Source organism: Ruicaihuangia caeni, assembly GCF_040536845.1.
In the GTDB taxonomy this organism is placed as follows: domain Bacteria; phylum Actinomycetota; class Actinomycetes; order Actinomycetales; family Microbacteriaceae; genus Ruicaihuangia; species Ruicaihuangia caeni.
In genome coordinates, this window is record NZ_CP159582.1 from 771,174 (window position 1) to 794,359 (window position 23,186).

Here is a 23,186-nt window from a genome sequence, read left to right on the forward strand (position 1 = left end):
TTTCCCGTGTCCGGGGCGCTCAGACCGCGACCTTGGTCGGGTCGTCGGTCTGCGGGGTGAGTGCGGACTCCTTGCCGAGCATGGCGAGCGCATTGCCCCACAGCGTCAACAGGAAGACCGGAATCGTGACGAGGATGCCGACGGCGATCGCGGTGCGCGCCGGCCAGAGCGGCCAGTGCGCTAGACCGAACTTGAACTCGCCCGAGGTGAACGAGTCGATCGCTCGGCCGGCGGTCGCCCAGAACATCCAGATGAGGAGCCCTGTGACGAGCACCGCGGCGACCACGCGGGCCGCCGCGGCGACGCGGCTGGGCAGCGCCAAGGTGACGAGGTTCATCGAGATGTGTGCGCCAAGGTACCCGCAGTACGAGAGCCCCAGGAACACCATCGACACCAGCAGGGTCTCGGAGAGCTCGACCATGCCGACGAGACTTCGCCCCGTGAAAAAGCGCGCCAGTACGTCAGCGGTGATGGCGAGCGCGAGCAGCAGGGTGCACAGCGTCGCGAGTACCGCTGCGACGGACGACACCTTGCTCGAGACCGTGTCGAGGATTTTCATCGTTGAACCTTGTCTTTCAGACCTGTTGCCCAGCCGCGTTCAGTGTCAGCGCTCGGCTGCGAACCGCTCGGCGCAATCGGCGAGGGGCGCGACGCGGTGCGCCTCGTCCGAGCCGTACTCAGCGAGCAGTTCCTCGTAGCGCTCGAGCACCTCGGATGCTTCGGCTACGCCCGAGTCCTCGGCGGCCTTGACCCAGGCATCCTTCGCCTTGGTACCGGTCACGCGCTTGAAGTCGGCGATCTTGTCGTCAGACCAGCGCACGAGTTGCACGTTCTCCTGCTCGATCATGTAGTCGCACTGCGTGGCAGCGGTCTCCGCGAATGCCTCGATGCCGACACCCGTGTTGAGCTTCTCCTCGGCGTCGTCGATCACGGCCCGCTGTTCAGGCGAGAGCGAGTCGTACACCGACTGCGAGATCCAGAGCCCGATGGTGATGTAGTGCCCGTAGCCCGTGTCGGTCCAGTGGTCGAGCACCTCGGTGAGCTTGTACGAGATGGGTGCGTCGATGTTGTTCGCGACCGCGTCGATGACACCGCGCTCGACGCCCTCGTACATCTCGCCGGCGGTGAGGGCGACGGGCGAGGCGCCGACGGCCTCCATCGCCGAGAGCAGGCCATCGCCGACGGCGCGGATCCTGATGCCCTCGAGGTCGTCGATCGACTCGAGCGGCTTCTTGGAGCCGAACAGCGACGCACCGGCGGGCCAGTAGCCGAGCGCCTTGAGCCCGATGCGCGCGCTCTCGTCTGCGAATGCCTCGCTCTCCTGGCCGAGGGTGTAGAAGGCGCGCATCATGGCCGCGTTGTCGTCGGTCATGAACGGAAGCGCGCTCAGGTTCTGCAGCGGGAACTTGTCAGGCGTGTAGCTCGGCACGGTTACGCCCAAGTCGGCGCGGCCGTCGCTGACGCACTGCACGATCTCGCCACCCGGGCAGAGCGACTCGTTGGCGAAGTAGTCGAACGTGATGCTGCCGCCGCTCTCCTCCTCGACGTAGTCCATCCACCAGTGCACCATGTCGGCGTTCGGCGTGCCGTCGATGAGGAAGCTCGCGACGCTGAGCGTCACCGGCTTGCTCTCGCCGTCAGTGGCGTCGCCGCTGCCGCCGCTCGGCGCGCACGCCGCGAGCGCGAGGGCCGCGCCAGAGGCGATCGCGATCGCGGACGCGGCGCGCCGCTTGAAGTGCGTGACGGGCTGCGAGTGCTCGCTTGTGCCCATGTCGTTCTCCCATCGTCGTTGATGGCGCAGTCTCCAGGTCAGGTGACTGCGGCCGTCTGCTGTGTGCCCGCCGATGAACACGGGCTGTCTCATCGGTGACTCACTATGCAAGTCAATGAACGCGCGATCAAGTTGGGTGAGAAAACGTGCACGCCGCGGGCAGAGAGCGCCCGGGAATCTGCCGCTGCGGCGCGGCGGAGAATGCGCGGTCCAGCTGCCGTCCGCGATATCGTGCACGGAGGATGCACGGCCGTTCAGAGGGGAAGATCGCTTGGACAGCATGGAGTCGACGCACGAACTGCATCGCGCGGCCCACCTGTACTACGTGCAGGAACTCACCATGGACGCCATCGCCCGAGACCTGAACACCTCGCGCTCGACGGTGTCGCGGATGCTCGCGCGCGCCCGGCAGCTGGGCATCGTGAAGATCGAGGTCGAGCTGCCGAGCGACCAAAACCCGCACGTCCTGAACACGATCGCGCGGCGCTTCGGCGTCACGGCGCACCTCGTGCCCGTGCCGCGGCAGCTCAGCGACGTGGATGTGCTCGATCGCGTTGCCGCGGGCACCGCCAGGCTGCTCGGGCAGCACTTCGAATCGGGGATGTCGCTCGGCATCGCCTGGGGCTCCACTCTCACGGCGGTGAGCCGGCACCTGGCGCCAAAGGACCTCACTCGCACCAAGGTCGTCCAGCTCAACGGCGCAGCGAGCAGCGCCGCGAGCGGCGTCGAAGTGGCGGGCGAGATCCTACGACGCTTCGCACGAGCGTTCGGCTCCGAGAGTGAGCACTTCCCGGTTCCGGCTTTCTTCGACAATCCCGCAACCAAGGCCGCGATGTGGAAGGAGCGCAGTGTGCGACGGGTGCTCGAGCTGCAGCGGCAACTCGATATCGCGCTCTTCGGCATCGGATCGCCTCGCTCCCAGGTGCCAGGCAAGGTGTACCGCGCCGACTATCTGGATCGGGACGACTACGCGGGACTCGCGCAGGCGGGTGTCGTCGGTGACATCGCGACGGTGTTCTTCAGGGCCGATGGCACCTCTGATGGGATTCCGCTCAACGCCCGCTCGACCGGACCCGACTTCGAGACGCTGCGCAAGGTGCCGCGCCGCATCTGCGTCGTTGCCGGCAGAGGGCGGCTCCTTGCCCTTCGAGGCGCACTTGAGGCCGGCCTCGTCTCCGACATCGTGATCGACGAGCCGACGGCCACCTGGTTCGCGCGAGAGCTCCTGAACTGACCGAACTCCCCAACCGACTCCGAAACCGGCTTCAAGAACCGGCCGGTCGGCGAGCATTCGTGCAACCACTGCACGTTCGTTCACTCGGCTTGAACTTGCGTGCACGCGCCTCCCATGATGATCCGGAGCGGCACGATGACGCGCCGCCAGAAGGGGAGCGGAATTTTCATGGCCGAGCGGATGCAAGCAGCACAACGACGACTGCGCGAGGGCGGCGCCGAGAGCGTGCTCATCGTCGGTGGCGGCATCAATGGCATCGCCACGCTGCGCGAGCTCGCACTGCAGGGCATCAACGCGGTGCTCGTCGAGCGCAACGACTACTGCTCCGGCGCCTCGGCGGCCTCCTCGCACATGATCCACGGCGGCATCCGGTACCTGGAGAATGGCGAGTTCCGGCTGGTGCAGGAGTCGGTGCGCGAGCGCAATCGGCTGCTTCGTCTCGCCCCGCACCGCGTTCGCCCGCTGGAGACCGTGGTGCCGCTGTTCAGCACGTGGTCGGGTCTCATCAGCGCCCCCCTGCGACTGATCCGTCACCGACGCAGCGGTCGCCCGGCGGAGCGAGGCGCTCTGCTGGTCAAAGTCGGGCTGATCCTCTACGACCTCTATTCGAGGGACGGCGGCCGGGTGCCGCGGCACAAGTTTCATGGGCGCCGGAAGTCGCTGGAGGCGATGCCGCGGCTCAACCCCGATGTCAAGTACACGGCCGCGTACTTCGACGCGTCGATCGCCGACCCCGAGCGCCTCGCCCTGGAACTCCTGGTCGACGCGCTCGCGACCGGTAACGCCGAGAGCCTGAACTACACGGAGGTCATCGGCGAGAACGAAGACGGCATCCTGCTGCGTGACCGCACGACGGGCGAGGAAGCGGCCGTGCGCCCTGGACTGGTGGTGAATGCGACCGGTCCGTGGACCGACATGACAAACGCCGCGCTCGGACGTCCCACCCACTGGATGGGCGGGACGAAGGGCTCGCATATCGTGGTCGACAACCCTGATCTCCTCGAAGCCTGCGGTGGGCGCGAGGTGTTCTTCGAGCACGCCGACGGCCGCATCGTGCTGATCTACCCGCTCGCCGGCCGCGTGCTCATCGGGACTTCCGACATCCATGCGCGGGGCGAGCTCGACACGGTCATCTCCGAGGAGGAGATCGTGTACTTCCTCGATCTCGTGCACCATGTGTTCCCCGACATCGAGGTGCGCCGCGATCAGATCGTGCACACCTTCTCAGGAGTTCGTCCCCTTCCCAGCGAGGGAGACGCCGCGCCCGGCTTCATCTCTCGCGACTACCGCATCGAACGCGACCGCTCACCGCGGGGCACTCGCCTCGTATCGCTCGTGGGCGGAAAGTGGACCACCTTCCGAGCAGTCAGCGAGCACCTCGCCGACACCGTGCTCACCGAGGTGGGTGTGCAACGGACCGTGTCGACGACCGACCTCCCGATCGGCGGAGGCAAGGGCTACCCGGCACTGCGCGAGCAGGACAGGTGGCTCGCGGAGCACTCGCAAGGTCTTCCGATCGCGACCATGCGGACGCTCTTCGAGCGCTACGGCACTCGGGCTGCAGAAGCAGCAGCCGTGATCGCGCAAGACGATCAGGCACTGGCAATCCTCGAGGACTACTCGCGGGGCGAGATCCGCTGGATCGCTACTGCGGAGTCGGTCGTCAGGCTCGCCGATGTCGTGCTTCGACGCACGTCGATCGCCTTCACCGGCCGGGCTTCGCAAGAGGCCCTTGAAGAGCTGGCCGAGGTCGTCGGAGGTGCTCTCGGCTGGGATGACGAACGACGCGCGGAAGAGGTGCGCCGAACGTTCGACGAACTGGCGTCACGGCATCCGAGCCGCTCGACTGACGCCCTGACGGAGAGCACCGACGCCAAGGTGTCGTCTTCGACCGCTTCCAGCTAGCGTAGGAAGCCAGTCGAGGAGGTCGAGTGCGCAAGTATCTGCTCAGCACCAGTGTCTTGAGTGCGATGTTCAGCGGGTGGGGAACCATCCAGCAGACACGCAAGGGGCCCCGCGATTGGCGCCTGGCGTTGCACTGGATCGTCTGGGTGTGCACCCTCGCCATCGCGATCGGCACCGTCGCCAAGAACTCTGACGAGATCAAGCGCCGACTGGGCGCCTAGCTGTAACTCCCACTGACGTTATGAACGCGGTCGATGGGTGAGTGTCCGCCGATCCCGCTGTGGGGTCTGTGGTGATTGTAGTGATGGAGCCGGGTGCCGTAGTCAGCGGCCCTGGCTTCGTCGCTGGGATAGGGCTTGGCGTAGGCCCATTCGGCGGCGAGGGTGCGGTTGAAGCGCTCGACCTTGCCGTTGGTCTGCGGCCGGTAGGGCCTTGTCCACTTGTGCTTGATGGTCGGCCCGAGCGCGTCGCGGAACGCGTGGGAGCGGTAGCAGGAGCCGTTGTCGGTGAGGACACGGAGCACGGTGATGCCGTGGGCGGTGAAGAACGCATTTGCGCGTTTCCAGAACGCGGCAGCGGTTTCCTTCTTTTCGTCGTCCAAGATCTCGGAGTAGGCGAGGCGGCTGTGGTCGTCGACTGCGTGGTGCAGGAATGAGTAGCCGCGACCGGTGCGCGGGTTGTTCTTCCGACCAGCTTCCCGGCCGAGGACCCGGTGGCCGCCGCCGTCGGGGATGCGGCCGAGTTTCTTGATGTCCACGTGCACCAGATCGCCGGGGTTGGGATGTTCGTAGCGGACCGGTTTCGGGCGGCGCACCGGCAGCCCGGTCGCCTGATCGAGGTGGGACAGCTTGGGCATCCGGAAGCGGTTGAGGACCTTCTCCACCGTCGACCGGTTGAGCTGCAGGTGATGGGCGATCCGGTGCGGTCCCCAGCGGCGGGTGAACCGCAGGGCGATGATCCGCCGCTCGGTGCGTCGCGGGGTCTGGTTCGGGCAGGTCAACGGCCGTGAGGACAGATCCCGCATGCCTGCCGGGCCCGCTGCCCGATACCGGTCGGCCCATTTCTTCACCGTCGATGCGGAGCAGCTGAACCGATCCGCGGCCCGGCGCAGCGGCCAGTGATGATCGACGACGAGCTTCGCCAGCCGTAGTCGGCCAGTTTCGGACAGGGGCGCGTTAGCGTGGGTCACGAGGGTCTCCGTGTTGCCGATGCGAGTGTGGTAACCCACATCGAACCGGAGGCCCTCGCCCCGTTAGATCACGCCACGCTGTTCACAACCTCCGTGGGAGTTACACCTAGCCCGCTGAACAGCCGCGTCGCAGGCAAGAGCAGCCGAGGAGCGGCGACCGACTAGCGGATTCACTCGCTCGCGCGTGACACTGTCACGCGATGGCGCTGACGCTCCCCCTGGCGCCGCCCGGCGCTGCCGCATTCAGCAAGTGAACCAGTCGGTCGCGAAGCTCTTCGAGTTCTGAGACGTCCACCCCCAGCTGTTCGATGATCGCGGGCGGCACCCGCTCCGCCTCTGTCTTGAGTGCCCGGCCGGCGTCTGTGAGCTCGACATCGAGCGCGCGCTCATCCTCAGCGTTTCGACCCCGGGTGATGAGGCCGGCAGACTCGAGACGCTTCAACAGGGGCGAGAGAGTCGCCGGCTCCAGGTAGAGCGCCTCGCCGATATCGCGCACCCGGCGAGGGCTGCGTTCCCACAGCGCCAGCATCACCAGGTACTGCGGGTGCGTGAGCCCCAATGGCTCGAGCAATGGTCGATACAGGCCGATGACGTTCCGCGAAGCGACCGCCAGCGCGAAGCACACCTGGCGGTCGAGCGAGAGGAGGTCGCCTGCCATAATCGTTAGTGTACTAATCGTTTGCGCGAGAGGCAGTAATGGCGAAGCGAGAGCGTCGGCCGTGGTGGGCGATCCTGAACGGCACGTTCCGACCCGTGATGGGCCCGGCTCAGCTCGGTCCCTTCAATGAGCCGCCGCTGCCCCCGACGCATGACAAGCCGTGCCCCCTGTGCGGCAACCCCATGGCGGAGCACACCATGTCGCGGAGCGCCGACCAGGCAGTCTCGACCCGGCTGAAGTGCCCTTCGCGGGGCTAGACACCGGCATCCGTCACAGCGCCCTCCTTTCTTCGGCGGTCGCGTCTTCCGTACCGGGGATGCTCGCGGCGGGATGCTTGACCCTTCTCTGCGGCACCCCTACTGTCGGGTCCAATCCGTCTCTCGCGTCATCGCTTGCTGCCGACGCTTGACGCGCCGCCACGAAGGGAGCCCCTATGCCCAGCGCCACGCTCGATATTCCGGTGATCGACATCGATCGTGACCCCCGCACGGTGGGGAAAGAGATCGACGAGACGCTGCGCACGGTGGGCTTCTTCCAGATCACCAATCACGGCGTGGATCCCGACATCAGCGAGCGCTGCTGGCAGCTCACCCGGGCGTTCTTCGATCTGCCCCTCTCCGACAAGTTGGAGATCGAGCGCGAGCCGGGCGGGTCGTACGGGTACTTCCCGGTCGCGACCGAATCGCTCGCCGCGTCGCTTGATGAGGCGGCCCCTGGCGACCTCAAGGAATCGCTGAACGTCGCGGCCACGCCCCACGGCGGTCACCCATTCGCTGATGACACCGAACGCGGACTCTTCGCTCCTGCGCGCTGGCCCTCAGCGCTGCCGGACCTGCAGGGCGCGTGGGAGGGCTACATGCGCGAGATGCGATCGTTGGCCACCCGCTTGATGTCGATCTTCGCGCTGGGCCTCGATCTGCCGGCGGACTTCTTCGACGACAAGGTCGACCGCTCCCCCAGCGCGCAGCGAGCGATCAACTACCCCGAGCAGTCCGCACCTCCCAAGGAGGGGCAGTTGCGCGCCGGTGCGCACACCGACTACGGCACGCTCACCATCCTTCGGCAGGAACTTGGCAGAGGCGGGCTGCAGGCGTATGACGGCAAGTCGGAGCACTGGGTCGACGTCGCCCCGGTCGAAGGCGCCTACGTCATCAACATCGGCGACCTGATGGCCCGGTGGACGAACGATCGCTGGACCTCGACGCTGCACCGAGTCGTGAACCCGGATGCTGGATCAACGGTGTCCACGAGGCGTCAGACGATGCCGTTCTTCTTCAATGCGAACTACAGCCAGCTCGTCGAGTGCTTGCCCACCTGCCTCGGCCCGGATGGCACCGGCAAGTACGAGCCGGTGCTGGCCGGTCCTCACCTGGCAGGGAAGACGATGAAGAGCATCGAGCACACCACGATGTAGCAGCGGCCGGGAGCGGGCGATGGGCGCGTGCACGGCCGCCCATGACGACTCTCCGAAGCGCCACTCGACGCACTTGAGACCCCGTGGGAAACGGGGCATCATCCCTCGATTCGGCACAGAATGTCGACGAGCTCCGGTGGCGACATCGCGCTGCTGCAGCGCGGCCGGCGACCCGGGTGTCGCCGTTGTCAACGCAGGAGTCGTCATCCGCCGGAATACCCCAGAGGAGCAACGAATGAATGGGCAGGACAACAAGCCGAGTCAGGCCGAAGGCGAGGATCCAGAGCGCCCCGACGAGCATGAGGTACTCCCGCAGAAGGGGCACCCTTCACAGGCGGAAGGCGACGACGTCGGCTCCGAGGACGGTGAATCCTAGAACGGTGAACAGCGACAGGCGACGATCAAGTCGTCGCCACGAACACTCGGTGGTACACCCCCCGGGACTCGAACCCGGAACCCACTGATTAAGAGTCAGTTGCTCTGCCAATTGAGCTAGAGGTGCTCGATTCGCAACATGCGAACCGAGGGTCAACTGTAGCACCCATGCGACTCGGCACGCGAATCGGGCAGGGCTCCCCCTGCGGACGGCTGCATCAGCGAGGGCGGCCGCCAAGGTGCTCCTTCGTAGACTGGAGTGACCGAAGAACGAGGAGCAATGACCGAACCGCGCTTGAACCCTGGTGACGCCGCACCCGCTTTCACACTGAACGACCAGGACGGCACCCCTGTGTCGCTCGCAGACTTCACTGGCCGCAAAGTGATCGCATTCTTCTACCCTGCCGCGATGACGCCGGGGTGCACCAAGCAGGCGTGTGATTTCCGCGACAGCCTCGAGCCGCTGCAACGCGCGGGGTACGCGGTGGTCGGCATATCGAAGGATGCCGTCGACAAGCAGCGCCGATTCGCGGACCGCGATGCGCTGCAATACCCGCTCCTGAGCGATGAAGACCTCAGCGTGCATCGCGCCTACCACGTGTGGGGCCCGAAGAACCTCTACGGGAAGCTGTTCGACGGCGTGCACCGCTCGACATTCGTGATCGACGAGCACGGCCGCATCGAGCACGCCCTGTACAACGTGCGGGCGACGGGTCACGTTGCGCGTCTGCGCAAGATGCTGAGCGTCGACGAGGGCTGATCGCCCGGTAGGGCAAGGTCAGCGCAGCGGCGTTGGCCCGTCCGCTTCCGAGTCCGCCTCGGGATCCGCGCCCTCACCCAGCGCACCCGGCTCGAGCGAGGCACGCGCGGTGGCCGCGATCACGGGCTTGGTGAAGAGCAGCCCTGCCCCGAGCAGGGCAGGCACCAGCAACGCCCAGCCGATGTCGAACCGCGCGTCGGCTCCCTGAAAGCTTCCGATCGCGACAGCGAGCTGCAGCACTTGCCACACCAGAGCCGGCCCTCGCACCCACGACCGTCGCCGAAGCGCACCGAGCGCGAGGCTCGTGACCCAGGCGGCCGCAGCACCCGTGAGCACCGTCAATGCGATCGCGCTCGCGTACGACTCGGGGCGATCGATCAGCAGTTCGACGACCAGGAAGACAGTCGCCCCCGCCAGCAGAGCAGCTTCCGCGAACAGAACGGTGACGAGAAGGTAGAGCAGCGGTGACGCCGGGGCAGATTTCACAGGTTAATCCCGAAGAAGACTATTGATTTTGGCGATTCTGCTATGAGAACCTATCTGAGGTTGTTCTGAGCCCACACTGTGGTGGGTGCATACCGAAGTCTCATCACTGCATCGCAGACCCATTGTTCTTGCGTGCGCTTCGAAATGCCCACTGAAGGAGTGTGTGTATTCATGGATTGGCGTGACAAAGCCGCCTGTCTGACAGTCGACCCGGAGTTGTTCTTCCCGGTCGGCAACACCGGCCCGGCTGTCGACCAGATCGAGAAGGCCAAGTCGGTCTGCGCTCGATGCACGGTCACCGAGATGTGCCTGCAGTACGCCCTGGAGACCAACCAGGATTCCGGCGTCTGGGGTGGACTCAGTGAAGACGAGCGCCGCGCGCTCAAGCGTCGCGCCGCCCGCGCGCGCCGCGCTTCCTGACTCGACGCGATGAGGCCCGGAGCTGAACGCTCCGGGCCTTTTCCGTGCGCGGATGCCGTTGCGCTCAGCGCGTGTCGCGAACGCCGTCTTGCGGCATCCGCCGTTCTTGCCGCCGTGCTGCACGTTCACTCGCTTCACTTCTGCAGGTAGAGCAGCGGCACTTCGATGGTCACCTCTGTGCCCTCGCCCTCGAGCGTGTGCCAGTCGATGGTGCCGCTGAGCTCGCCCTGGATGAGCGTGCGCACGATCTGAGTGCCGAGTCCGCTGCCGACCTTCCCCTCGGGAAGACCAGCGCCGTTGTCTCGGACCTTGACCTCGAGCATGTCGTGCGTGCGAACGGCGATCGTCTCGACCTCGCCGTCGCGGCCAGCGAGTCCGTGCTCGACGGCGTTCGTCACCAGCTCCGTGAGTGCGAGCGCGAGCGGTGTCGCGTACTCGCTCGGCAGCGTGCCGAAAGTGCCCGTCTTCTTCGGCCGAACCGTGGTGTTGTGGCTCGCCGCCACCTCGGCGACGAGCATCAGCATCCGCTCGAACACGACGTCGAAATCGACTGATTGGTTGAGCCCTTCCGACAGGGTGTCGTGCACGACTGCGATCGCCGCGACACGGCGCATCGCCTGCCCGAGCGCCTCGCGCGCGACGTCGCTGTGCGTGCGTCGGGCCTGGATCCGCAGCAGAGACGCAACGGTCTGCAGGTTGTTCTTCACGCGGTGATGGATCTCGCGGATCGTGGCGTCCTTGGTGATCAGCTCGCGCTCCTGGTGACGCACCTCGGTGACGTCGCGGCAGAGCACGATGGCCCCGACCCGCTCCCCCTGATCACGGATCGGGATCGCCCGCAGCGAGACCGTGACGCCGCGCGCTTCGATATCGGTGCGCCATGGCGCACGGCCCGTGACGACGAGCGGCAATGACTCGTCGACGATGAGCTTGCCTGCCAGGAGTTCCGTCGTCACCTCGGCGAGAGAACGGCCTTCGAGCTCGCCCTCGAAGCCCATGCGGTTGAATGCCGACAGTCCATTGGGGCTGGCAAAGGTGACGATGCCGTCGACGTCGAGCCGGATCAGCCCGTCGGAGGCACGCGGCGCGCCACGGCGAGGCGCTTTGGGCGCCCCGAGATCGGGGAAGTCTCCCACCGAGATCATGCGGAACAGGTCGTTCGCGCACTCGTTGAAGGTGAGTTCCTGGCGGCTCGGCGTGCGCGCCTCGCTCAAGTTGGTGTGGCGCGTGATGACGGCGATGGGCCGCTCCGTGGTCTCTTTGCCGCTGGGGTCGAGACGCCGCATGACCGGTACTGCGCGCACTCGCGTGGGCATGTCCTCGTACCAATCGGGGCTGTCGGAGTCGACGATCTGCGCCGTCTCGAAGGCCTTCGTGACCTTGTCGACCCACTGCGACTTGATGCGCTGACCCACGAAGTCGCGGTAGAAGAGGGTGGCCGAGCTGGAGGGGCGAGCGTGCGACACCGCGATGAAGTTGCCGTCCTCGGTGGGCACCCAGAGCACGATGTCGGCGAAGGCGAGATCTGCGAGCAATTGCCAATCCCCGACGAGCAGGTGCAGCCATTCGATGTCTGCGGTTGACGAGAGCCCTTGGGCCTGGACGAGATCGCTCAGGGTCGACACGATTCGAGCCTAGCTGCTCGTTCCCGCGCCTTTCCTGCGGGCGACTCGCAGCTAGTGCCCGGCGCGGGACTCCTCGCTCCTTACTCGGCGCCGCACCGATCGCCCTCGCCGCGCTCCGGAATCGGGCGCGGCAGCGGCCGGGAACTCCGCGTCGACGAGCTCGCGAATGGCAGCCCTGATCGCAGAGCGCGGGGCGGCCTCGGCGAGGGTTCCGGCGGCGGAGAGCGCAGCATCCGTCGCATCGAGATCGAAGGGAAGGTACCAGGGATCCCGGATGCCGCCGAAGCGCTGCAGCACCTCTGAGATCTGCCGTGCCGCGCCGCTGCCGATCGCCCCGCGGCGCAAACGGTTGACCACGACGATCACGCGCGCGTCGGGGGCGACGCGGCGCAGCTCCTGGTGCTCGCGCAGGAATCTCGCAATCCCCACCGGGTCGGCAGATGCGACCGCGAGCACCACATCAGCCGACGAGAGCGAGGCGAGAGTCGCGGCGTTGCGACGCGGGGCGTCGATGTCGCTGGAGATCTCTTCGTCGCGCTCGAGGTTGAAGCCGACGTCGAGCACGATCGCGTCGTTCCATTCCTTCAGCACCTCGAGCAGGCCCGACACCCGTGCGGCGCCGACCTCGGGCCAGCGATCCGCACGGCTGAGGCCGCCGAGCACTCTGAGCCACCCCGCACCCACGGCCACGTTCTGCGTGAGCCGCTCGAACTCGGCGAGCGAGTATTCGCCGCGCTCGATGAGCCGACCGCTGGCTGCGAAGCCGGGCGATTCGTCGAACAGACCGAGCATCGTGGCGATCGAGCCGCCGTAGGTGTCAGCGTCGGCCAGTGTCACGGCGGCTCCTCGCGCGGCCAACTCGGCTGCCACATTGATGGCGACGGTGCTGCGGCCGGGAGCTCCGGTCGGGCCCCAGACCGCGACGACGATCCCCGCGCGCGAGTGGGAAGCGAGTTCGCTCGGTGCTTCATGCCGAACGGCGGAGTCAGGCCCCTCAACGAAGCCGCGCTCGAACGGCCCGGCTCCAGCCATGTCAGGAAGCAACGAACTCACCTCCCGAGAGGGAGGCCGACGGGGACGAGAGAGATCGCGTCACCATCGGCCATGGCCTCGAGAAGCAGTGCGAGCCGTTCGCGCGGTACGAGCAACTCGACACCAGTGGTGCGCCCCGACACCATGCCGCTCGAGTCGACCTCCACACTGACTACCGTCGCTGCGGCCACGATCACGGTCGGCGCGAAGTGGTCACCGCCTCCGGCCTGCTGCGCCGCCCACACATCGACCGTCGCGCCGGGAAGGATGCCTCCGCTCAGTCTCCCCGTGACACCGATCACCACTGCGCCGTAGCGGGTGCTTCGCCGATCGGCGATCGCGGACACCGGGACGAGCTCGCCAGCATCGACCGCCCTCGTCACGATCACCCCGCCTTCCGGCAGCTCAGCGGGCACCAGGTATCGCGATTCCGCGTCGCCGAGGCGAACGTGCCGCTCAATCAGATCGGCCGCGGTGACGGTCTCACCGGGCGTCAGGGTTCGGGATGCCGCGAGCGCCGGTCTGACGTCATCCGAAGCGGCTCCGAGCAGCATCGCGCCACCCACCGACGCTGCGATGAGCGCGATGCCGATGAGCAATCGAGCATCGAATGCGGACCGCGAACGGGCGCCGCGCGGGGCTGGCACTGGCATGACGGACTCCCTGGATCGGACTTGGCCCTGCCATCGTCGTGACATCCGGCCCGCAGTGGCGCGAGTTATCCACACCCGCCGCGGGGCGGCGCCTGGGGATCCATAATCTACGGATGACTGCCTCGAACTCCGCACGTGACCGCGAGCGCTTCCTCACGCCGACGGATGCTGCGGAAGTGCTCAACGTGCCGGTGGACGATGTCTTCGACGCGATGCAGTCAGGCGAGCTCCCGGCCATTCGCGTCGGCGGGCACTGGCGTATCGAGCACGACCGCCTCGAGCGCTTCATCGAAGGGCGCTACGAGGAGACTCGCCGCATGGCGCTCTGGCAGCAAGCCGAACTCGCCGACGTGGTCGAACTCTTCGACCACTACCCGCGCACGACGACCAACTGAGCGACCGGAACCAGGAGCCGCTGGCGAACCGCAGCCGAACGCGGTGGAACGCCTGGCTCATGCACGGCGAGCTCCAAGTAGTCGGAGCCCACTGCATCGATCGTGCCGACACGCTCCAGGGTGACAGCGCGAACCAGTACCGTTCGCCGGCGTCTCGCGAGCTCGCGGAGCGGTGAGACGATCCCGAGTCGGCGGATCACTGGCGACGCCTCGCCCGGAACCGGTCGAGCGCTCGCAGGATCGAGGAACTCGATGGCGTCGATCGCGGATGCCGACACGATCGCCATGCCGCGATGCCCGCCGAGCGCGCTCCCACCGCTCCCCTGTTCTTCGCCTGAGATCCAATCCAGGCCGACGTCGAGCACTCGGAGCGACATTGGCACCCCGCGCGCCGTCACATTGACGGTGGCTTCATCACCGGCGTCTCTCACGAACTGAGCGACCCGCTCGAGCAGCGTCTGCCGCGCTCGAGCGGCTCGCGCACGTTCGGCATCGACCGCTGCACGCTCGAGGCCGTGTTCCGCCGCGAATTGGGCTTCGAGATCGTCGAACAGATTGGGCCATCGCATCGGGCGAGGCTAGCCGCCGCACTCCTCCACGGAAGCTGAGTTATCCACAAGTAACGAACACTCTGGACGCGAGAGATCCTCAACTGATGTGGTCGAGGCCGGGGCGCCCGAGGAGGGGCGCCGCTCTCGGACGGAGGTAGAGCATGCCAGGTGCCGCTTCTCAATCGGCTGCAGCGACGTCGGTCGCGCCCACGAGGCGGATCACGGTCCGTCAGAGCGACGAAGACCGGTTCGGTTTCCAGCGCACCGTCACGGCGGCACTGCCCGATCCTGAGCCTCTGGTGATGAATCTCGCCAGGTGCGTGCTCGAGATCCTCGCCGGGGCCCGGGATCTCGAACAGGTCGCGCGCTGGGTCACCGACCAGGTGTACCGGCACCTGCTCAAGCGCGTGGTGACCGCCTCGCGAGCGAGGCAGGCCAAGGGCATCGTGCCCACGAGACCGGCGTTCTCGCTGGGCGCGCCGATTATCACGCACCCGGCAGACGGCATCGTCGAAGCGGTTGTCATCGCAAACGGCCGAGCTCGAGCGCGGGCCATCGCGATCCGCCTCGAGGGGCTGGATCGCCGGTGGCGCGCCACCGCCATCCACGTGCTCTAGCCGCGGCCTGAACCCGAGCCGGGCCCACCCTGCGAGGGGACCCTGCCCGGCTGGAGTCAGCGGCGCTTGTCCTGGGCGCGACGCTGGGCGCGGTTCAGGGGCGCGGCAGGCGCCGCATCGGCATCCTGCTCGACCTGCCCGAACGCACCGCGAGTCGGCGCTGCCGCCGGCTGCTGGGCCTGCGCCGCCGCACGCCGCAACGCAGCGGCCTGCTGCTGGAGACGACGCGTCTCAGCCGCTTGCACTTGCCCGCGCTGGTTCCGAACTTCGACCTCGTTGGTGTTGTCAGAGCTGGGGGCCGAGTAGCTGAGCCGCTCGGTGGGCGTCTGCGGAACGCCGAGCCCCTTCGCTGCGACATGCGCTTCGCCGTGCTCGCTCGTGACCTGCACCTCGAGGTTGAACAGGAAGCCGACGCTCTCCTCGCGGATCTGGCCCATCATGTTCTGGAAGAGCGCGAACCCCTCGCGCTGGTACTCGACCAGTGGGTCGCGCTGTGCCATGGCCCGGAGGCCGATGCCGTCCTTGAGGTAGTCCATCTCATAGAGGTGGTCACGCCAGCGGCGGTCGACAACGCTCAGCACCACACGGCGCTCGAGCTCTCGCATGGCCTCCGAGGAGAGGCTCTCCTCACGACGCTGATACGCGATCTTCGCATCGGAGATGATCTCCTGCGCGAGGAACTGGGCGCTCAGCTTGCCGCGGGTCCCTGCCTCGGTGAGCACCTCGTCGATCGTGATCGAGATCGGGTAGAGCTGCTTCAGCTCGGTCCACAACGTCTCGAGGTCCCAATCGTCACTGTGCCCCTCGGCCGTATGCTGCTCGACGATCTCGGTGATCGCCTGCTCGATGAAGGTCTGCACCCGGTCGTGCAGGTCATCGCCCTCGAGGATGTGCCGGCGATCGCTGTAGATCGCCTCGCGCTGACGGTTGAGCACATCGTCGTACTTGAGCACGTTCTTGCGGATCTCGGCGTTCCGCGACTCGACCTGCGACTGTGCGCTCTGGATCGCCCGACTGACGACCTTCGACTCGATGGCGAGATCGTCGGGGACGCTGCTCCGGCCCATCAGCGCCTCGGCGGCACCGGCGTTGAACAGGCGCATGAGGTCGTCTTGCAGCGAGAGGTAGAAACGGCTCTCGCCGGGGTCGCCCTGTCGACCGGCGCGTCCGCGAAGCTGGTTGTCGATGCGGCGCGACTCATGGCGCTCGGTGCCGAGCACGTAGAGGCCGCCGGCGTCGATGACCTTCTCGGCCTCCTTCGCGACCTCGGCCTTGACCTGCTCGAAGACGGCGTCCCACTCCGCCTCGTATTCCTCGGGGGTCTCGCTGGGGCTGAGGCCCTTCTGCTGCATGCGCTGCACGGCCAGGAACTCCGCGTTCCCGCCGAGCATGATGTCGGTACCGCGACCGGCCATATTGGTGGCGACCGTGACGGCTCCTGCGCGGCCTGCCTGCGCGATGATCGCGGCTTCACGGGCGTGGTTCTTCGCGTTCAGCACCTCGTGCTTCACGCCGCGCTTCGCCAGCATCCGCGAGAGGTACTCGCTCTTCTCGACACTCGTCGTGCCGACAAGCACCGGCTGGCCCTTCTCATGCCGCTTCGCGATGTCTTCGACGACCTGCGTGAACTTCGCCTGCTCGTTCTTGTACACGAGGTCGGACTGGTCGATGCGCTGCATCGGCTTGTTGGTCGGGATCGGGACCACGCCGAGCTTGTAGGTCGACATGAACTCGGCCGCCTCGGTCTCGGCGGTTCCGGTCATGCCGGAGAGCTTCTGGTAGAGCCGGAAGTAGTTCTGCAGCGTGACCGTCGCGAGCGTCTGGTTCTCGGCCTTGACGGCGACGCCTTCCTTGGCCTCGATCGCCTGGTGGATGCCCTCGTTGTACCGGCGTCCGGCGAGGATGCGGCCCGTGTGCTCATCGACGATGAGCACCTCGCCGTTCATCACGACGTAGTCCTTGTCGCGCTTGAAGAGCGCGCGAGCCTTGATCGAGTTGTTGAGGAACGAGATCAGCGGGGTGTTCGCGGACTCGTACAGATTGTCGATGCCGAGGTAGTCCTCGACCTTCTCGATACCCGGTTCGAGCACGCCGACCGTGCGCTTCTTCTCATCGACCTCGAAGTCGACGCCCGGAGTCATGCGCTTGGCGATGTTCGCGAACTCGGTGAACCATCGGTTGGCCTCGCCTGACGCGGGCCCGGAGATGATGAGCGGGGTGCGGGCCTCGTCGATCAGGATCGAGTCGACCTCGTCGACGATGGCGAAGTAGTGGCCGCGCTGCACCATGTCGCTCGTCTGCCAGGCCATGTTGTCGCGCAGATAGTCGAAGCCGAACTCGTTGTTCGTGCCATAGGTGATGTCGCACGCGTACTGCTCGCGACGCACCTCGGGCGTCTGGCCCGACAGGATGCAGCCGGTCGTCATGCCGAGCGCCCGGAACACACGGCCCATGAGCTCGGACTGGTAGCTCGCCAGGTAGTCGTTGACCGTGACGATGTGCACGCCGCGCGAAGCGATGGCGTTGAGATAGGCGGCGGTCGTCGCGACGAGGGTCTTGCCCTCACCGGTCTTCATCTCGGCGATGTTGCCCAGATGCAGTGCCGCGCCACCCATGAGCTGCACATCGAAGTGACGCAGACCGAGCGTGCGCTTCGACGCTTCACGAACGGCAGCAAAGGCTTCTGGCAGCAGATCGTCGAGCGACTCGCCATTGCCGTACCGCTGACGCAGCTCAGCGGTCTCATTGCGCAGCTCATCGTCCGTGAGCGCCTCGAAGTCCTCTTCGAGTTCGTTGATCGCCTGCGCGTACGCCTTGAGCCGCCGCAGCGTGCGGCCCTCGCCGACACGGAGGACTTTCTCGAGAAGGTTTGCCACCGGCTGCTCCCATTGGTCGTCGTGCGCGCAGTGCTGCACGCCTCACCGGTGCCGGCGCGAACGAGCGCACCGGCATCGGCGGGTTATCGTAGCAAGCCTACCCAGCGGCATCCTTGGCCCCATTACCACCCGGGCATCCGGATGGCGTCCCGCGACGACGCGGGACACGGTCACGAGGAGACTGCGCGCGCCACCGGTTCCTCGTCACCCAGGCTGATGACACCGTATGCCCAGCCCTTGCGCCGGTAGACGACGCTCGGCCGATCGCTCTCCGCGTCGACGAACAAGAAGAAGTCGTGCCCGACGAGCTCCATGTGGTCGACCGCCTCTTCGGCGCTCATCCGCGTTGCCGGGAACACCTTCTGGCGGATCACGACTGGCGACTCGGCGGCATCCTCATCACGCTGCTCGCCGACGACCGGGGTCGAGCCGGTCGCGACCTTCTCGATCAGCTCCGCGTCGGCGGGCTGGATGCCCACGCCACTGAAGCCGGATGCCGCCGCTTCGGCGAGCGAGACCGGTCGGTGGTTGCCGCGGTGGATCTTGCGGCGGTCCTTCACGCCGCGGAGGCGCTCGGTCAGCTTGTCGAGGGCGATGTCGAACGCTGCGTACTTGTCGGATGCCGCCGACTCCGCGCGCACAAGCGGGCCCGGGCCGACGAGCATGAGCTCCACCTTGTCGCTGCCCTGCGCGCCGCGCGGTTCGCTGTGCCTAGTGACCTTTATCTCGAAGGCGATCGGCCGGTCGGCGAGCTTCGACACCCGTTCGGCCTTCTCCGTCGCATAGTCACGGAATCGGTCCGTGATGTCGAGATTGCGTCCGGTGATGGTGATGTCCACGGCGACCTCCTTGAGCGAGTGTGCGCGGGCCGCCCGGCTGGCCAGGCGGTCATGTTCGCGCGCCTTTCACGCCACCGTAGTCCGGGGCGGGTGGGTTGTCATCGGCGCTCGGCGTTTCCGCAGCAGGCAATCCGATGCGCCGGGGCGTCCACGCGAGCACGGCCGCAGCGATCGGTTCGCCCCCCGCCTCGCGCACCGCGCGGCAGGCATCCATCAGCGTCGCGCCGGTGGTGAGCACGTCGTCCACGACCACGACGCGACGTTCGGCGAGCGAGCGGATGCTGCGCATGCTCCCCGTGCGATTCAACGCGCGTTCATCGAGCGAGAGTCCCTTCTGCACCCCGCCTCTCGTGCTCACCAGCGCCCTCAGCGGGCGCGCTCCGGCCCTCCGCAGCAGCAGCGCCGCGGGCTCGTAGCCGCGGCGGCGCCATGCGGCGCGGGATGACGGCACGGGTACCGCCGCGAGCGGCGGCGTGGCGCTCGCGGCGCGCGTGTCAGTCGAGAGGCCGTCGACGAGGGAGGCGTGGGCAGCGTCAGCTGCGGCGGTGCAGACCACCGTGGTCACCGCGGCGTGCAAGGCGAGAGCGAGGGGGCCGGCGGCATCCGTTCGCCCCTGCTCCTTGAACGCCAGCAGCGCGCGCCTGACGACTCCCTCGTAGCGGAGCGCTGCCGCAACGGGAGTGCCGTCGGCGAGGGAGCGCACGACCGGTCGGGGTACGAGAGCCGCGCGGCACTCCGCGCACACGCCTCGCCCCGGTCTCCTGCACCCCACGCACTCGACCGGCGCGACGATGTGCAACACGTCGAGCGCGGTCTCACGGAGGGACGCGATCGTCATTCAGCCAGCATCCGTCCGGCGATCGATGCCCCACTGGCGACCGCGAGGATCGCCCTCCATCCGCGACCGGGCCGGCCATGTTGAGGGGCCCGCCGCACTTCGCGTGTCTGGCTGGGCGAGCCCTGCTTAGCGACGGTGGGCGAGGACCAGTGCAGTGACTGAGGTGCTCTGCCATCCCGTGCCCCGGCCCTGGTACACCACACCCTCCGGCCCCAGCACCCGCAGCCCATCGGGTCCGTTGCCGCCGACAATGCTCGTGCCGCCCGGAATCCTGCCCAGGGGCTCGCTCATGCCACCGACCGTGTGCAAGGTCACCCGGTAGTCGGCTTCCGCCCGATCGAGCGTTGCGATGTGCACCTGGTCGCTCCAAGTCGCCGACACGATCGAAGTCTCACTTGTCACGATCGGTCTCAGTGCGCCGATGGCGATCGGCACACCGCCATCGCGCACGATCGCGCCGGTCAGCAGCCGACTCCGTCCGTCGATCTCGAACAGGAACAGCATGCGAGTGTCATCGCGAGCCACTTCCATACCTCGCAGCACGCCCCGCGCAGGCAGCGGGGAGGCGAGTGGGTGCTGCACCCCATCCGATCCGATCGCGACCAGGCTCGAGGGGTCGCGCGCCTGCGCTGACCAGACGAACCCGAGACTGTCGAGCGCGGGTGCGACGAGCTCCGGCCGCTCGTCGATGAGGCGCGAGCCTCCCGACTGCACAGCGTAGACACCCGCCGGAGTGCGCACCGCGGCGAGCCCCAGCGCGGACGAGAAGCTGATCGCGTCGGGGCGCAACTGCGTCACCTGCTCGCTGAGCCCCGGCAGCGGCGCGAGCTCTCCCTGTTGCAGATATCCGAATCCGTCTTCCGTGAGGACCACCGAGCGGGGGTCGACCTCCGGCTCTGCGACCGCCTGCTGACCGTTCATCTCGGGCAGCACCACCTCGGTCTGGTTGACCGAGAGCGCGACGCTGGTGACCGATGTGACGTCCGCCAGGCTGGCCTGCAACTGCTGATGCATGCGCTGCAGTCGATCGGCATCCGCCTCGGTCGCCTCGGCGCTGAGATCGACGATCGCGCGATTCGACTCGATGCGCACGCCGTCTGGTCCGAGCCGGGTGCCGTTCGGGAACTCTGTCACGACCGCTGCGGCGAGCCACTCCGATGGGCCTTCCAGGAGCGCCTCGGCGATCCGACGACTCAGCGATGAGAGCGCCGTCGAGGGGAACCACCGCTCGTCGGGCACGAGGAAGCGGAACGTCGGGTCGAAGAACTGCAGCGTATAGGGCTTGAAGATCAGCGGGAACGCCGACGCTGTCAACACCGTGCCGTCGGGCGCGTCGCTGATGCGCCACTCCCCCCGCACCCGTTCGAAGGTGAACTGCATGAGCTGCGGCCCGGTTGATTCGCTCTCGGTGTAGCGCCCCCAGGCATCGACTGTCGCCTGCGGCACCACCCGGTACTCGATCACGCGCTCGCCCACGTCAATGAAGCTCTCGGCTCCCTGCTGGGCCACCGTTGTGCCGGCCCTCGGGTTCCATCGGTCACGGAACTCATCGGTGAGGAACTCACGAGCGACGGAGTAGTCGCTCTGCGGTCCGGTGCCCGCGCGCAGGAACCCCTGCAGGATGCCCAGCGGTTCGGCGCCCGCTTCGGGCCCTTGCGGCAGCAGCACCGAGGCGGGGGCGTCTTCCTCGGCGATCGAGCCTCCCTCGACCACGCCGCTCGAGGTGGGGATCGCCACGCACCCTGTGAGCAGCGTCGCTGCGACGACCATGACGGATGCCGCGATCGCGACGCGGCGCAGTGTCCTTCGCTTCACTCGGACTCCTCACCCGCAGGGCGCGACGGCGCCTGAGCGATGTGCCGTCGCTGATCCTGCTCCTCCTCGGCCCGTTGCCGCAGGGCGTGCTCGAGCACTTCGTCGAGCGCAGAATCGGTGGGCGGCGGCAGATCGAGCGGTGATTCCACCAGGGCGACCTCGACGTCGCTCCGCCTTGGCAGCGTGAGCCTGAAGCAGGTGCCCTCTTCGGGCTCCGACCACACATCGAGCGCACCGCCATGGAGTGCGGCGTCCTCCAGTGCGATGGCGAGCCCGAGGCCGGTGCCGCCCGTGGTGCGCTGTCGCGACGGATCGGCGCGCCAGAAGCGGTCAAACACGCGCGCGACCTGCTCCTCGCTCATGCCGATGCCGAAGTCCCGCACGGCGATCGCCACCGCGTGCTGATTGCTGTCGACGTAGACCATGATCGGTCTGCCCTCACCATGGTCGATCGCATTGCCGAGCAGATTCTGCATGATGCGGCGGATGCGGCGCGGGTCGACATCCAGTTCGACATATCCGCCGAGGGGCACCACCCGAACCGCTGAGCCCTTGCTGTCCGCGAGGGGTCGTACCGCCTCCACAGCGTCTTCGACCAGGCGCACGATATTGGTGCGCTCGGTATCGAGGTTTGCCACACCCGCGTCAAAGCGGCTCATCTCGAGGAGGTCGGCCAGCAGCAGCTCGAAGCGCTGCACCTGGGCATGCATGAGCTCCGCCGCACGCGCAGTGGTCGGGCTGAAGCTCTCGCGCTCGTCGAAGAGCACATCGCCGGCGAGCCGGATGGTCGTGAGCGGCGTGCGCAGCTCGTGCGACACATCGGAGACGAAACGCTGCTGCACACGCGACAGCTCCCCCAGCCGGGTGATCTGCCACTGCATGCTGTCGGCCATCGCGTTGAACGAGCGTGCCAGCGTGGCGATGTCATCCTCACCACGGTCGGGGATGCGTTCCTCCAGCTGGCCCGCGGCGAGCTTCCGACTCGTCTCGGCGACGAGCCGGATCGGGCCCGCGACGAACCTCGCCACCACGAACGCGATCGCGCCGATCATCGCGACGAGCGCGATGCCGCCCACGAGCAGCGTCTGCTGTGCGAACGTCAGGGTGCGCTGCACCCCCTCGAGGTTGTACACGAGGTACAGCTCGTAGCGCCCGGCGGTGGGCACATCGATCGGGGCGCCGACGACGAGCCCGGGCACCTCGCTCTCGGGCGTTCGAAGGGCTACGGACTGGTAGTAGAGCGCATCGTCGGATGCGGCGACGGCATCCCGAAGCGTGCTGCCGATGATGCGGATGTCGAGATCCGTGCTCGCGACGCCCTGCATGTTGTTCAGCGTGCCCGCCTGCCTGGGGCTGCGTTCGAGCGCGAACCGGGTCCCGCTTGCGCTCGACGTGGTGCGAGCGATCGCCGCCTGAGCGCCGTTCCGCAGCAGGTCGAGCTCACTCGTCGTGAGCTGATCCGAGGCCGAGGCTCCGTCGAAGATCTGCTGCACCTGCGCCGCCGCCCGGCTGGACTCCAGCAGGATCTGGTCGCGCTGCGACTCGAAGAGGTTCACGCCGATCGACAACGACATGGTTCCGAGGATCACGCTCACCGCAGCGGTCGAGAGCGCCACCGTGACGGTGACGGTGCGGAACTGCAGCGAGGTGCGCCACCACTGCACCGCACGGTCTCGCAGCGCTCGCCACTCGAGCCAAGGCCGCAGACCGCTCGGTCGTGAGCGGGCCATGAG

At 67.2% G+C, this 23,186-nt stretch carries 23 protein-coding genes and 1 tRNA gene; 9 read left to right on the forward strand and 15 right to left on the reverse strand.

The window, feature by feature from the left end; translation table 11 throughout:
• Positions 1-19 precede the first annotated feature (19 nt).
• Together ABV606_RS03520 and ABV606_RS03525 are read right to left on the reverse strand one after the other, a co-directional pair.
• Entirely contained in the window at positions 20-559 is a 540-nt protein-coding gene (locus ABV606_RS03520) for a TRAP transporter small permease (protein WP_353988363.1), read from the reverse strand.
• A 45-nt stretch (positions 560-604) separates the two neighbouring features.
• A complete protein-coding gene (locus ABV606_RS03525) occupies positions 605-1,771 on the reverse strand; it encodes a TRAP transporter substrate-binding protein (protein ID WP_353988364.1) in 1,167 nt (388 codons plus the stop codon).
• Positions 1,772-2,051: 280 nt separating this feature from the next.
• Here ABV606_RS03525 and ABV606_RS03530 point away from each other — a divergent pair, with 280 nt between their 5' ends.
• The 3 genes from ABV606_RS03530 (at position 2,052) to ABV606_RS03540 (ending at position 5,131) form a co-directional block, all read left to right on the forward strand.
• A complete protein-coding gene (locus ABV606_RS03530; protein ID WP_353988365.1) occupies positions 2,052-3,005 on the forward strand; it encodes a sugar-binding transcriptional regulator in 954 nt (317 codons plus the stop codon).
• A 135-nt stretch (positions 3,006-3,140) separates the two neighbouring features.
• Complete coding sequence (locus ABV606_RS03535) at positions 3,141-4,910, forward strand: glycerol-3-phosphate dehydrogenase/oxidase (RefSeq protein WP_353988366.1); 1,770 nt, start codon at positions 3,141-3,143, stop codon at positions 4,908-4,910.
• Between the two features lie 26 nt (positions 4,911-4,936).
• A complete protein-coding gene (locus tag ABV606_RS03540) occupies positions 4,937-5,131 on the forward strand; it encodes a hypothetical protein (protein ID WP_353988367.1) in 195 nt (64 codons plus the stop codon).
• Here ABV606_RS03540 and ABV606_RS03545 read toward each other — a convergent pair.
• Together ABV606_RS03545 and ABV606_RS03550 are read right to left on the reverse strand one after the other, a co-directional pair.
• Complete coding sequence (locus ABV606_RS03545; RefSeq protein WP_353988368.1) at positions 5,128-6,099, reverse strand: IS481 family transposase; 972 nt, start codon at positions 6,097-6,099, stop codon at positions 5,128-5,130. The genes ABV606_RS03540 and ABV606_RS03545 overlap by 4 nt on opposite strands.
• Positions 6,100-6,292: 193 nt before the next feature.
• Positions 6,293-6,757: a MarR family winged helix-turn-helix transcriptional regulator gene (locus ABV606_RS03550; RefSeq protein ID WP_353988369.1), complete on the reverse strand. Its 465-nt coding sequence runs from the start codon at positions 6,755-6,757 to the stop codon at positions 6,293-6,295.
• Between the two features lie 433 nt (positions 6,758-7,190).
• Between ABV606_RS03550 and ABV606_RS03555 the strand changes: the two genes are divergently transcribed.
• On the forward strand, positions 7,191-8,171 hold the full coding sequence (locus ABV606_RS03555) for an isopenicillin N synthase family dioxygenase (RefSeq protein WP_353988370.1): 981 nt from the start codon (positions 7,191-7,193) through the stop codon (positions 8,169-8,171).
• Positions 8,172-8,406: 235 nt separating this feature from the next.
• Positions 8,407-8,547: a hypothetical protein gene (locus tag ABV606_RS03560; RefSeq protein ID WP_353988371.1), complete on the forward strand. Its 141-nt coding sequence runs from the start codon at positions 8,407-8,409 to the stop codon at positions 8,545-8,547.
• A 50-nt stretch (positions 8,548-8,597) separates the two neighbouring features.
• Here the strand turns inward: ABV606_RS03560 and ABV606_RS03565 are convergent.
• Positions 8,598-8,673: transfer RNA gene (locus ABV606_RS03565), tRNA-Lys, on the reverse strand.
• A gap of 153 nt (positions 8,674-8,826) precedes the next feature.
• Between ABV606_RS03565 and bcp the strand changes: the two genes are divergently transcribed.
• A complete protein-coding gene (gene bcp, locus ABV606_RS03570) occupies positions 8,827-9,306 on the forward strand; it encodes a thioredoxin-dependent thiol peroxidase (protein WP_353988372.1) in 480 nt (159 codons plus the stop codon).
• Between the two features lie 18 nt (positions 9,307-9,324).
• Here the strand turns inward: bcp and ABV606_RS03575 are convergent, their stop codons facing one another.
• Entirely contained in the window at positions 9,325-9,792 is a 468-nt protein-coding gene (locus tag ABV606_RS03575; protein WP_353988373.1) for a hypothetical protein, read from the reverse strand.
• Positions 9,793-9,963: 171 nt separating this feature from the next.
• Between ABV606_RS03575 and ABV606_RS03580 the strand changes: the two genes are divergently transcribed.
• Complete coding sequence (locus ABV606_RS03580) at positions 9,964-10,212, forward strand: WhiB family transcriptional regulator (RefSeq protein WP_281489244.1); 249 nt, start codon at positions 9,964-9,966, stop codon at positions 10,210-10,212.
• A 134-nt stretch (positions 10,213-10,346) separates the two neighbouring features.
• On the opposite strand, the gene ABV606_RS03585 is transcribed toward ABV606_RS03580, so the two are convergent.
• Genes ABV606_RS03585 through ABV606_RS03595 form a run of 3 tightly spaced genes read right to left on the reverse strand, consistent with a single transcriptional unit; the run spans position 10,347 to position 13,522 of the window.
• Positions 10,347-11,837, reverse strand: coding sequence for a sensor histidine kinase (locus ABV606_RS03585; RefSeq protein ID WP_353988374.1), 1,491 nt, complete (start codon positions 11,835-11,837; stop codon positions 10,347-10,349).
• Between the two features lie 51 nt (positions 11,838-11,888).
• On the reverse strand, positions 11,889-12,869 hold the full coding sequence (locus ABV606_RS03590; RefSeq protein WP_353988375.1) for an AAA family ATPase: 981 nt from the start codon (positions 12,867-12,869) through the stop codon (positions 11,889-11,891).
• 17 nt (positions 12,870-12,886) lie between these two features.
• The gene (locus ABV606_RS03595) at positions 12,887-13,522 is read right to left on the reverse strand and encodes a hypothetical protein (protein ID WP_353988376.1); all 636 of its coding nucleotides are present in this window, start codon (positions 13,520-13,522) and stop codon (positions 12,887-12,889) included.
• Positions 13,523-13,635: 113 nt separating this feature from the next.
• On the opposite strand from ABV606_RS03595, the gene ABV606_RS03600 reads away from it, so the two are divergent.
• The gene (locus ABV606_RS03600; protein ID WP_353988377.1) at positions 13,636-13,917 is read left to right on the forward strand and encodes a helix-turn-helix domain-containing protein; all 282 of its coding nucleotides are present in this window, start codon (positions 13,636-13,638) and stop codon (positions 13,915-13,917) included.
• Here the strand turns inward: ABV606_RS03600 and ABV606_RS03605 are convergent.
• Complete coding sequence (locus tag ABV606_RS03605; RefSeq protein WP_353988378.1) at positions 13,893-14,486, reverse strand: hypothetical protein; 594 nt, start codon at positions 14,484-14,486, stop codon at positions 13,893-13,895. The genes ABV606_RS03600 and ABV606_RS03605 overlap by 25 nt on opposite strands.
• 143 nt (positions 14,487-14,629) lie before the next feature.
• Between ABV606_RS03605 and ABV606_RS03610 the strand changes: the two genes are divergently transcribed.
• A complete protein-coding gene (locus ABV606_RS03610) occupies positions 14,630-15,085 on the forward strand; it encodes an Rv3235 family protein (RefSeq protein ID WP_353988379.1) in 456 nt (151 codons plus the stop codon).
• Positions 15,086-15,141: 56 nt separating this feature from the next.
• On the opposite strand, the gene secA is transcribed toward ABV606_RS03610, so the two are convergent.
• From secA to mtrB, 5 genes are all read right to left on the reverse strand, one after another.
• On the reverse strand, positions 15,142-17,961 hold the full coding sequence (gene secA / locus ABV606_RS03615) for a preprotein translocase subunit SecA (RefSeq protein WP_353988380.1): 2,820 nt from the start codon (positions 17,959-17,961) through the stop codon (positions 15,142-15,144).
• Positions 17,962-18,131: 170 nt separating this feature from the next.
• The gene (gene hpf / locus ABV606_RS03620) at positions 18,132-18,800 is read right to left on the reverse strand and encodes a ribosome hibernation-promoting factor, HPF/YfiA family (protein ID WP_281489236.1); all 669 of its coding nucleotides are present in this window, start codon (positions 18,798-18,800) and stop codon (positions 18,132-18,134) included.
• Positions 18,801-18,849: 49 nt separating this feature from the next.
• Positions 18,850-19,638, reverse strand: a complete 789-nt coding sequence (locus tag ABV606_RS03625) for a ComF family protein (protein WP_353988381.1) — start codon at positions 19,636-19,638, stop codon at positions 18,850-18,852.
• Between the two features lie 126 nt (positions 19,639-19,764).
• Positions 19,765-21,453, reverse strand: a complete 1,689-nt coding sequence (locus ABV606_RS03630; protein WP_353988382.1) for a GerMN domain-containing protein — start codon at positions 21,451-21,453, stop codon at positions 19,765-19,767.
• Positions 21,450-23,183 (reverse strand): MtrAB system histidine kinase MtrB, encoded by a 1,734-nt coding sequence (gene mtrB / locus ABV606_RS03635; RefSeq protein ID WP_353988383.1) that lies wholly within the window; start codon positions 23,181-23,183, stop codon positions 21,450-21,452. The genes ABV606_RS03630 and mtrB overlap by 4 nt, the downstream gene beginning before the upstream one ends.
• Positions 23,184-23,186: the final 3 nt, after the last annotated feature.